Origin of the sequence: Pseudomonas sp. 18.1.10 (assembly GCF_024655625.1) — a bacterium.
Taxonomy (GTDB): Bacteria; Pseudomonadota; Gammaproteobacteria; order Pseudomonadales; family Pseudomonadaceae; genus Aquipseudomonas.
The window spans coordinates 12,631-23,651 of record NZ_JANLGL010000085.1; the positions used below are offsets into that span (position 1 = coordinate 12,631).

The 11,021-nt window shown below is 62.9% G+C and carries 9 protein-coding genes; 2 read left to right on the top strand and 7 right to left on the bottom strand.

Annotated elements, in window-relative coordinates; all coding sequences use genetic code 11:
- Positions 1–256: 256 nt before the first annotated feature.
- The 7 genes from tauD to NUV89_RS16020 all read right to left on the bottom strand — a co-directional run bounded on the left by tauD (position 257) and on the right by NUV89_RS16020 (position 8,411).
- Positions 257–1,093 carry a taurine dioxygenase gene (gene tauD / locus NUV89_RS15990; protein WP_257782083.1) on the bottom strand — a complete coding sequence of 279 codons (837 nt, stop codon included), beginning with the start codon at positions 1,091–1,093 and terminating at the stop codon, positions 257–259.
- Between the two features lie 11 nt (positions 1,094–1,104).
- Positions 1,105–1,938: a taurine ABC transporter permease TauC gene (gene tauC, locus NUV89_RS15995; protein ID WP_257782084.1), complete on the bottom strand. Its 834-nt coding sequence runs from the start codon at positions 1,936–1,938 to the stop codon at positions 1,105–1,107.
- Complete coding sequence (gene tauB / locus NUV89_RS16000) at positions 1,935–2,714, bottom strand: taurine ABC transporter ATP-binding subunit (RefSeq protein WP_257782085.1); 780 nt, start codon at positions 2,712–2,714, stop codon at positions 1,935–1,937. Before tauB ends, tauC begins: the two co-directional genes overlap by 4 nt.
- A 16-nt stretch (positions 2,715–2,730) precedes the next feature.
- Complete coding sequence (gene tauA / locus NUV89_RS16005) at positions 2,731–3,708, bottom strand: taurine ABC transporter substrate-binding protein (protein WP_257782086.1); 978 nt, start codon at positions 3,706–3,708, stop codon at positions 2,731–2,733.
- A gap of 184 nt (positions 3,709–3,892) precedes the next feature.
- The gene (gene gshA / locus NUV89_RS16010) at positions 3,893–5,476 is read right to left on the bottom strand and encodes a glutamate--cysteine ligase (protein ID WP_257782087.1); all 1,584 of its coding nucleotides are present in this window, start codon (positions 5,474–5,476) and stop codon (positions 3,893–3,895) included.
- 215 nt (positions 5,477–5,691) lie between these two features.
- Positions 5,692–6,075 carry a PaaI family thioesterase gene (locus NUV89_RS16015; RefSeq protein WP_257782088.1) on the bottom strand — a complete coding sequence of 128 codons (384 nt, stop codon included), beginning with the start codon at positions 6,073–6,075 and terminating at the stop codon, positions 5,692–5,694.
- Positions 6,075–8,411 (bottom strand): Tex family protein, encoded by a 2,337-nt coding sequence (locus tag NUV89_RS16020; protein ID WP_257782089.1) that lies wholly within the window; start codon positions 8,409–8,411, stop codon positions 6,075–6,077. The genes NUV89_RS16015 and NUV89_RS16020 overlap by 1 nt, the downstream gene beginning before the upstream one ends.
- A 354-nt stretch (positions 8,412–8,765) precedes the next feature.
- Between NUV89_RS16020 and ompR the strand changes: the two genes are divergently transcribed.
- Positions 8,766–9,506: a two-component system response regulator OmpR gene (ompR, locus tag NUV89_RS16025; RefSeq protein WP_017737550.1), complete on the top strand. Its 741-nt coding sequence runs from the start codon at positions 8,766–8,768 to the stop codon at positions 9,504–9,506.
- 117 nt (positions 9,507–9,623) lie between these two features.
- Positions 9,624–10,937 (top strand): ATP-binding protein, encoded by a 1,314-nt coding sequence (locus NUV89_RS16030; RefSeq protein ID WP_017737551.1) that lies wholly within the window; start codon positions 9,624–9,626, stop codon positions 10,935–10,937.
- Positions 10,938–11,021 lie beyond the last annotated feature (84 nt).

Below are 11,021 nucleotides of genomic sequence, written 5' to 3' on the forward strand. Positions count from 1 at the left end.
GCGCGACCCGATCAGTGTGGGAGCGGGCTTGCCCGCGATGGCGGTGGGTCGGTCGATGAAGTGTTGTCTGGTCCACCGCTATCGCAGGCAAGCCAGCTCCCACAGTTTGATCTTCAGTGTGGCCGATATTTTTGGCGCGACCCGATCAGTGTGGGAGCGGGCTTGCCCGCGATGGCGGTGGGTCGGTCGCTGAAGTGTTGTCTGACCTACCGCTTTCGCAGGCAAGCCAGCCCCCACATTTGAACGTCGCCAGGCTTTAGAAGGGGACGTCGCCCAAAATCGTCGCCCGGTGCATCACCCGCCGCTGCGGCCGGTAGTCATCCACCGCGTAATGCTGGGTCACGCGGTTGTCCCAGAACGCTACGTCGTTTTCCTGCCAGCGCCAGCGGATGGTGAATTCCGGCCGCGTGGCGTGGGCGAACAGCAGCTTGAGAATCGCCTCGCTTTCCGCTGGTTCAAGTTCATTGATCCGGGTGGTGAACCCTTCGCTGACAAACAACGATTTGCGCCCGCTCACCGGATGCGTGCGCACCACTGGGTGGGACAGCGGCGGGTTCTTCCTGCGGGTTTCTTCCCAACGCGCCAGGTCTTCGGCGCTGTTGCCAAAGCGCTCCAGCGGGAAGGATTTGGTGAAGTCGTGTGTCGCCGTCAACCCATCGAGCAAGCGCTGCAACGGCGCCGACAGCGCCTCATACGCCGCAATCCCGCTGGCCCACAACGTGTCGCCGCCAAACGCCGGCAACAGCTTGGCGCTAAGCACCGCGCCGAGCGCCGGGGTGGGCAGGAAGGTCACGTCGGTGTGCCACACGGCGTTGTCGCGCACGTCGGTGACGGCGGTGTCGAGGATCAGCACTTCGGGCTGTTCCGGCACGTTGGGGTAGATCGGGTGAATATGCAGGTCGCCGAAATTCGCCGCGAACCGCGCCTGTTGCTGCGGGTTGATGGCCTGGTCGCGGAAGAACAGCACCGAGTGGGCGAGCAACGCCTGTTCGATGGCGTCGCGCTGTTCGAGGTTCAGCGGCTGGGTGATATCGACGCCACGGATCTCGGCGCCGAGGGCGATGCTCAAGGGGGTAACGGTCAGGCTGCTCATGCGGTTCTCACTCAATGTGCCTGGCCATGCCACGGCACTAATTTACGCTGCAGGGCACGCAAGCCCATTTCCATGGCGAAGGCGATCAGGGCGATCACCAGGATGCCCAGCACCACCACGTCGGTGACGAGGAACTGCGCCGCCGACTGCACCATAAAGCCCAGGCCGCTGGTGGCGGCGATCAATTCGGCAGCGACCAACGTGGACCAGCCCACCCCCAAACCAATGCGCACGCCGGTGAGGATATCGGGCAGGGCGCTCGGCAAAATCACATGGCGAATCAACTGGGCGCGAGTTGCCCCCAGCGACTGCGCCGCGCGCAACTTGGCCGGGTCAACGGTGCGCACGCCGGTCGCGGTGGCGATGGCGATCGGCGCAAAGATCGCCAGGTAGATCAGCAGCACCTTGGACAGCTCGCCAATGCCGCACCAGATCACGATCAACGGCAGGTAGGCCAGCGGCGGAATCGGCCGGTAGAACTCGATCAACGGGTCGAGAATGCCCCGGGCGATACGGTTGGCACCGATGGCAATCCCCACCGGCACGGCGGTCAGCACCGCGAAGCCGAGGCCCAGGCCGATGCGGCTGAGGCTCGCGCCCAGGTGCTGCCACAAGGTGGAATCCATATAACCCGTGGTCGCCAGCAGCCAGCCCTTTTGCAGCACGGCGGACGGCGGCGGCAGGAACAGCGGTTCGATCAGGCCGGTGGCAGTCACGGCCCACCAGATGGCCAACAGCGCGACCAGCGTCAGCACGCTGATCCAGCGCGTGCTCAAACTGCGACGCAGCGGGATAACCGCATGTGCTGCCGGCTCAGCGACGGCGGGGATTTCGTAGCTGCTCATGGGGACACCTGCCGTTGGGAGAACACTTTGCCCAGCACGTGTTCGCGGGTTTCGATAAAGCGCGGGTCGGACTTGATCGCCCGCGCCGACTCACCGGCGGCGTAGCGCTGGCCGAAGTCCAGGCGCAGGCGTTCGACGATCTGCCCTGGGTTGGGGGCCAGGAGGATCAAGTCGGTGGCGAGGAACACCGCCTCTTCGATGTCGTGGGTAATCAGGAACACCGGCTTGGCCGTGCGCCGCCAGACTTGCAGGAGCAACTCCTGCATCTGTTCGCGGGTGAACGCATCGAGGGCGCCGAAGGGTTCGTCCATCAGCAATACGCGGGGGTCGGCGGCCAGCGCACGGGCGAGGCCGACGCGTTGTTTCTGGCCACCGGACAGCTGCCAGATACGACGGCTGTCGAAACCGGCGAGGTCCACCAGCGCAAGCATTTCCCGGGCGCGCACTTCACGTTGCGCCTTGGGCACGCCGGCCAGCTCCAGGCCGAAGCCGACGTTGGCCAGCACGTCCTGCCAGGGCAGCAGGGCGTCGTCCTGGAACACCACGCCGCGTTCGGCGCTGGGGCCTTTGACCGGCACGCCATCGAGGGTGATGCGCCCGGCAGAGGGTTCGACAAAGCCGGCAATCAGGTTCAACAGCGAAGTCTTGCCACTGCCGGACGGGCCGAGGGCCACCAGCAATTGCTGGGGCCCCAGGTCGATTGAGATGTCAGACAGTACCGGTTCTGTGGCGCCTGGGTACTGTGCGCTGATGCGCTCCAGTTGTAGCAAGGCCATCGCGATGGACTCCCGATCAGTTGGTAATGAACTTGGCGCTGACGTAAGGGGCGTAGTCCGGCAGCACGGCGTCAACCTTGCCTTGTTCCTTGAGGAACGCGGCGGTGTCGGTCACGGCCTTGGTGGTCGGCGCGCCCAGCAGGGTCACCTGGTCGGCTGCCAGCGGGTAGACGTTGCCTTGCAGCAGCAGCGGGATGTCGCTGGCCTTGGCGCCGGAGAGTTTCACCAGCTTGTCGACGTTGCCTTTATCGGCGATCCACGCTTGTGGGTCTTTGCGGTAGGCGGCGTAGGCATCCAGGGTGACTTTGGCGAAAGCCGTGACGATTTCCGGGTGCTTGGCGGCGAAATCCTTACGCACGATCCAGGCATCGAAGGTCGGTGCGCCAAACTTGGCCAGTTCGCCGGAGGTGATCAGCACCTTGCCGTTTTCCTTGGCCACGCCCAGGGCGGGGTCCCAGACGTAGGTGGCGTCGATATCACCACGCTTCCAGGCAGCGATGATCGCCGGTGGCGCGAGGTTGAGGATGGTCACTTTCGCCGGGTCGATGTTCCAGTGCTTCAGCGCGGCCAGCAGGCTGTAGTGGCCGGTGGACACGAAGGGCACGGCGATTTTCTTGCCGATCAGGTCCTGCGGGCTGTTGATCCCCGAACCATTGCGCGCCACCAGGGCTTCGGCGCCGCCAATCTGGGTGGCAACGAGGAAGGTTTCCACCGGCACTTTGCGGGTGATGGCCGCGGTCAGCGGGCTGGAACCGAGGTAGCCGATCTGCACGTCGCCGGAGGCGATGGCGGCGATGATGTCGGCGCCATTGTCGAATTTGCGCCAGTCGATCTTGGCGTTGGTGGCTTTTTCGTACGCGCCATCGGCCTGGGCGACTTTGGCCGGGTCTACGGTGGTCTGGTACGCGATGGTCACATCCGCCGCCTGGGCAAACAGGCTGGCACCGGCCAGGGACAATGCGGCCAGGAGGCGCAGAGGGGTTAGTAGTTTCAAGGGGAAGCTCCTCAATCAGGCGGCCGAGGGTCGGCGTGTGAGGAGACTAAATGATCTAAGAACTCGAAAATAAATAACATTTTCGAATTAGCTTATTAGGAGAATGCTGAGTGGGCACCGGCCAAATGTGGGAGCGGGCTTGCTCCCACACAAGCCCGCTCCCACAGAGTTTTGTGTGCGACCTTTAGTTGCTGATCGCCAAAATGCTCGCCTGGTAGGAACCGACGAACACATCAAAATCACCCACTTCGTTCTGCTCCAGCTCCGCCTGCTGTGCCAGCGACTTGCGTGCCAGCTCTTCAAAGTGCGCCTGCTCTTCGGCTGGCAATGGCTCGCTACGGAAGTGCTCGGCATGCAGCTGGCTCTGGTGCAGGGAGAACTGCGCAAAGCTCTCCTTACGTTCGGCCATCGCCGCCAACACCTGGGCCGACGGGGTCAGGGACGGGTCCTGGACCTTCGCCAGCTGGGCGTCCAGCGCCTGGCTGTGTTCGTTGATGCCGTGGCTCTCATCGAGCAGGGCGGCCAGCGGGGCGATCTTCTCCAGCAGCTCGGTGGCCCATTCCTTCATGCCCACAGGCGCGCCGTCGCGCTGCAATTGCAGGCCCGGACGGCGACCTTCCTTGACCACGCTGAGGAAGTTGGACGTGGCGTTGCCGCACTCGTTGCTGGCGAACAGTGGGCTGTCGTTCAGCGCGCAGTACAGCAGGAAGGCGTCGAGGAAACGCGACTCCGGCAGGTCGATGCCCATCGGCAGGAACGGGTTGATGTCCAGGCAGCGCACTTCGATGTACTGGATGCCTCGGGCCATCAGCGCCTGGATCGGCCGCTCGCCGGTGTAGGTCACGCGTTTCGGGCGGATGTTGGAGTAGTACTCGTTTTCGATCTGCAGGATGTTGGTGTTGAGCTGCACCCACTCACCGTCCTTGTGCGTACCGATTTCGACGTACGGCGCGTAGGGCGTTGCCACCGCTTCGCGCAGGCTATCGGTGTAGCTGCTCAAATCGTTGTAGCACGGCGTGAGGCCGGCCTGGGCATTGCTCTGGTAACCCAGGTCGCTCATGCGCAGGCTGGTGGCGTACGGCAGGTACAGGGTGTCGGCGTCGAGTACTTCAAGCTGGTGTGAGCGACCGCGCAGGAAACCGGCGTCCAGGGCCGGCGAAGCACCAAACAGGTACATCAGCAGCCAGCTGTAGCGGCGGAAATTGCGGATCAGTGCGATGTAGGCCGTGGACTGGTAATCGCGGTCGGTGCCGACAAATCCTTCAGTCTCCTTGAGCAACGGCCACAACTGTTCCGGCAGGGAAAAGTTGTAGTGGATGCCGGCGATGCACTGCATGGTCTTGCCGTACCGCAGGGCCAGGCCCTTGCGGTACACGTACTTGAGCTGCCCGATATTGGACGTGCCGTAGTAGGCAATCGGAATGTCTTCCTCGGCCGGCAACGGGCACGGCATCGAGGGGCTCCACAGGTATTCGCTGCCGAGCTTGGTGTAGGCAAAGCGATGGATCTTGTCCAGGCTGCTCAGGGTATCGGCCGGGTCTGGCAGCGCTGGGGTGATGAACTCCAGCAACGATTCCGAGTAGTCGGTGGTGATCTGTTCGTGGGTCAACGCGGCGCCCAGGGCTTCGGGGTGCGGCGTTTGTGCCAGGCGGCCTTCGCCGGTGACGCGCAGGCATTCGCGCTCGATGCCGTGCAAGCACTGCTCTAGCAGGGAGAGGTGTTCGCGCTTGCCGAGCAAAGCCAGGCGGCGGTTGAGAAGTTCGCTCAAGTTGGATTCCTTCACGCGTCAGTCGCCCCAATATGGGGGTGGGCAGGACGGTCTACAAGGGTGAAGTTAAAACTGGCGTGATCGCCTGGTCTAGAGTCGATTTGACCCGCTCTGAAAAAGCCGACTTCACTCCATGAATTTGGCTATAGCGCAGCAAGAAAATTCCGACGCTGTTTAGTGCAGCGCCGAAATTAACTCAAATCGAGGGTGGGGAGCTATAGGACAGCGAAGGTGCCTTGTGCTTTTGCGACCAGTTTGTCGTCCTGGTACACATCCGCCTCGACCACCAGGGTGCGTCGACCGGCGTGAATCACCCGGCCGGTGCACAGCACATCACCGTCTTCGACGGCGCGAATGTAGTTGATCTTGCATTCGATGGTCGCGCTCTGCTGGTCGAAACCATGGGTGCTGGAACAGGCCAGCCCCATCGTGATGTCCACCAGGCTGAAAATCGCCCCGCCATGGAGCTTGCCCGCGCGATTGCGCAGGTGCGGCTCCAGGCTCAGGGCCACCTCGGCAACGCCTTCTTCAAGGCGTTGCAGGCGGCAGCCGATCAGTTCGCTGAATGCGCTCTGGGTCAAGCCTGCCGGGATCTCCATCAGCGTTTCTTCAACTGCTTGGCGTTGGCGAACAGCGAGGCCATGGCGTTGTTGCTTGGCGCGGCGGTCGCGGTTTCCTTGCGCGGCGCGGTGTTTTCCGAGCGGTTCTGCGACTGGCGCGGCGCCGAGCCTGGGCGGGCGCCACGGGCACCGTCGATTTTCTCGCCGGGGGTGTCGCTCATGCGCATCGACAGGCCGACGCGTTTGCGCGGGATATCGACTTCCATGACCTTGACCTTGACCACGTCACCGGCTTTCACCGCTTCGCGCGGGTCCTTGATGAATTTCTCCGAAAGCGCAGAGATATGCACCAAACCGTCCTGATGCACGCCGATATCCACAAACGCGCCGAAGTTGGTCACGTTGGTCACCACGCCTTCGAGGATCATGCCCAGCTCCAGGTCCTTGAGGTCTTCGACGCCGTCCTGGAACTCGGCGGTCTTGAACTCGGGACGCGGGTCGCGGCCAGGTTTTTCCAGCTCTTGCAGGATGTCGGTGATGGTCGGTACGCCGAAGGTTTCATCGGTGTACTTCTTCGGGTCCAGGCGCTTGAGGAACGCGGCGTCGCCGATCAGCGAGCGGATGTCGCGGTCGGTCTCGGCGGCGATGCGTTGCACCAGCGGGTAGGCTTCCGGGTGGACGGCGGACGAATCCAGCGGGTTGTCGCCGTTCATCACGCGTAGGAAACCTGCGGCTTGTTCGAAGGTTTTTTCACCGAGGCGTGCGACTTTTTTCAGCGCTGCACGGGTTTTGAAGGCGCCGTTCTCGTCACGGTGGGTGACGATGTTCTGCGCCAGGGTGCTATTCAGGCCGGAGATACGTGCCAGTAGCGCGACGGAGGCCGTGTTTACATCCACGCCGACCTTGTTCACGCAGTCTTCCACTACCGCATCCAGGCCGCGCGCCAGTTTCAGCTGCGACACGTCGTGCTGGTACTGGCCGACGCCGATGGATTTCGGGTCGATCTTCACCAGCTCGGCCAGCGGGTCCTGCAGGCGGCGGGCGATGGACACCGCGCCACGGATCGACACGTCGAGGTCCGGAAATTCCTTGGAGGCCAGCTCCGACGCCGAGTACACCGATGCGCCGGCCTCGGAGACCATGACTTTGGTCATCTTCATGGCGGGGTATTTCTTGATTAGTTCAGCGGCCAGCTTGTCGGTCTCGCGGCTGGCGGTGCCGTTGCCGATGGCGATCAGGTCCACCGAGTGCTTGGCGCACAGGGCGGCGAGGATCGCCAGGGTCTGGTCCCACTTGTTGTGTGGCACGTGCGGGTACACGGTGGCGTGGTCCAGCAGCTTGCCGGTGGAGTCGACCACCGCCACCTTGCAGCCGGTACGCAGGCCCGGGTCGAGGCCCAGGGTGGCGCGCGGGCCGGCCGGTGCGGCCAGCAGCAGGTCGTGCAGGTTGTGGGCGAAGACGTTGATCGCCTCGGTTTCGGCGCCGTCGCGCAGCTCGCCGAGCAGGTCGGTTTCGAGGTGGGTGTAGAGCTTGACCTTCCAGGTCCAGCGCACCACTTCACCGAGCCACTTATCCGCAGGACGATTCTGATTCTGGATGCCGAATTGTTGACCGATCATGCCTTCGCACGGGTGCATGGTGCCCGGCAGCTCGTCGCCGACTTTCAGCGCGGAGCTGAGAATACCTTCGTTACGCCCACGGAAAATGGCCAGCGCACGGTGGGACGGCATGCTTTTGAGCGGTTCGTCGTGTTCGAAGTAATCGCGGAACTTGGCGCCTTCTTCCTCTTTGCCGGCGATCACACGGGCGCTGAGGATGGACTCTTGCTTCAGGAACGTGCGCAGTTTTTCCAGCAGGCTGGCGTCTTCGGCGAAGCGCTCCATGAGGATGTACTTGGCACCTTCGAGGGCGGCCTTGACGTCGGCGACACCTTTTTCGGCGTCGATGAAGCGCGCGGCTTCGGTGTCCGGGGTCAGCGACGGGTCGTTGAACAGGCCGTCGGCCAGCTCGCCGAGGCCGGCTTCGAGGGCGATCTGGCCCTTGGTGCGGCGCTTCTGCTTGTACGGCAGGTAGAGGTCTTCGAGGCGGGTCTTGGTGTCGGCGAGCTTGATGTCGCGTTCAAGTTGCGGGGTCAGCTTGCCCTGCTCTTCGATGCTGGCGAGGATGCTGATGCGCCGTTCGTCGAGTTCTCGCAGGTAGCGCAGGCGCTCTTCCAGGTGACGCAGTTGGATGTCGTCGAGGCTGCCGGTCACTTCTTTACGGTAACGGGCGATGAAGGGCACCGTGGAGCCCTCATCCAGTAGAGCGACGGCCGCTTCGACCTGTTGCGGGCGTACACCGAGTTCCTCGGCGATGCGGCTGTTGATGCTGTCCATAAAACCACCTGAAATTCTGAAAGCAGCCCGCAGGCCCGTAAAACAAGGCCTTGCGCGGCTGGTTGAGCGGCCCGACTGGCGCCGCTGCCTGGGTCAAGAGGCAGCCTATTGACCCTCGAAATCGAAAAAATCACGACAAGCGGGTAAAAAAAGCCCGGCAGTAAACGGTAACGATCTGACGTTGCCCTGCACGAAGGCGCCGCATTATAACCAGCGTTCTGCCCTTGGGGGGACTGTGCCAAAGGTTGTAGGGCGCGGGTTCGCTGGCAGTAGAGGAAAAATCTGCTAACAATGCACACGGTGCGTATAACGGCAGCTACGCCATAATGCGCGCCGAGATAAGAGGAGCATCCAATGAGCAGCACTGCACAAACTGCTGAAGGCGAAAAAATTCTCATCGTTGACGACGATCCGGGGCTGAGCAGCCTGCTGGAGCGGTTCTTCAACTCCAAGGGCTACCGTGCCCGCGCGGTGCCGAACACCGAGCAGATGGATCGTCTGCTGGGGCGTGAAGTATTCAACCTGGTCGTACTCGACCTGATGCTGCCCGGCGAAGACGGCCTGACCGCCTGCAAGCGCCTGCGCAGCGCGAACAACCAGATTCCCATCATCATGCTGACCGCCAAAGGCGATGAGCTGAGCCGCATCAAGGGCCTGGAGCTGGGCGCGGATGACTACCTGGCCAAGCCGTTCAACCCGGACGAGCTGATGGCGCGGGTCAAGGCCGTATTGCGTCGCCAGGCACCGCCGGTTCCAGGCGCACCGGGCAGCGAAGACGAAAGCGTCACGTTTGGCGACTACGAGCTGTCGCTGGCAACCCGTGAGCTCAAGCGTGGCGACGAAGTGCACATGCTGACCACGGGCGAATTCGCCGTGCTCAAGGCGTTGGTCATGAACGCCCGCCAGCCGCTGACCCGCGACAAGCTGATGAACCTGGCCCGTGGCCGGGAGTGGGATGCCCTGGAGCGCTCCATCGACGTGCAGATTTCCCGTCTGCGCCGGATGATCGAGCCGGACCCGTCCAAGCCACGGTATATCCAGACCGTGTGGGGCGTGGGTTACGTGTTTGTGCCGGATGGCACTGCAACCAAGTGACCGAAGATTTGCAGGAACGGGCATCCATGGGTTCGGCTCCGTGAGGGTCGACGGGATGCCCGGCGTCTGCAATTCTGCGAGCGCCGCTCATTCCTGCAAGGTGTCTAGCTGTCTTCTATGAAAACCCCGCTGTGGTTCCCGCAAAGCTTTTTCTCCCGCACCCTTTGGCTGGTGCTGATCGTCGTTCTGTTTTCCAAGGCACTCACGCTGGTTTATCTATTGATGAACGAAGACGTGCTGGTGGATCGACAATACAGTCACGGCGTCGCCCTGACGCTGCGCGCCTACTGGGCCGCCGACCCTGAGAACCGCGAGAAGATCGCCAAGGCCGCCACCCTGGTGCGCGTCGCCGGCGCCGGTGTGCCCGAGGGCGAGCAGCATTGGCCCTACAGCGAGATCTACCAGCGCCAGATGCAGGCCGAACTGGGTGAAGACACCGAGGTGCGCCTGCGCATGCATGTGTCGCCGGCGTTGTGGGTGCGCGCGCCGAGCCTGGGTGAGGATTGGCTGAAAGTGCCGCTGTACCCGCACCCGTTGCGAGGGCAGAAGATCTGGAACGTGCTGGGCTGGTTCCTGGCCATTGGCTTGCTTTCTACCGCGTCCGCGTGGATTTTCGTGCGCCAGCTCAACCAACCGCTCAAACGCCTGGTGTTTGCCGCCCGCCAACTGGGCCAGGGGCGCAGTGTGCGCCTGCCGGTCAGCGACACGCCCAGCGAGATGACCGAGGTGTACGGCGCCTTCAACCAGATGGCGGAGGACGTTGAACAGGCCGGGCGCGAACGCGAGCTGATGCTGGCGGGGGTGTCCCATGACCTGCGCACACCGTTGACGCGCTTGCGGCTGTCATTGGAGTTGATGGGCAACCATAACGACCTCACCGATGACATGGTCCGTGATATCGAGGACATGGACGCGATCCTCGACCAGTTCCTGGCGTTTATCCGTGATGGCCGTGACGAAGTGGTAGAGGAAGTGGACCTGACGGACCTGGTGCGTGAGGTGGTGGCGCCCTACAACCAGAATGGCGAACAGGTGCGTATGCGCCTGGAGCCGATCCAGCCGTTTGCATTGCGTCGGGTGTCGATGAAGCGCCTGCTGAACAACCTGATCGGCAACGCCTTGCATCACGCGGGTTCCGATGTGGAAGTGGCGGCGTACGTGTCCGGCGACAGTGCTGCGCCCTACGTGGTGCTGAGTGTGATGGACCGTGGCACCGGGATCGACCCGGCGGAGCTGGAAGGCATCTTCAACCCGTTCACCCGTGGCGACCGTGCCCGGGGTGGCAAAGGCACTGGCCTTGGGCTGGCAATTGTGCGGCGGATTGCCTCGATGCATGGCGGCAATGTTGAGCTGCGCAACCGGGAAGGCGGGGGCCTGGAGGCGCGGGTGCGTTTGCCGTTGGGTCTGATGTTGCCGAGAGACGCGGTCTAACAATCACTGAAATCAAATGTGGGAGCTGGCTTGCCTGCGATAGCGGTGGCACATTCAACATAGTTGTTGACTGAACCACCGCTA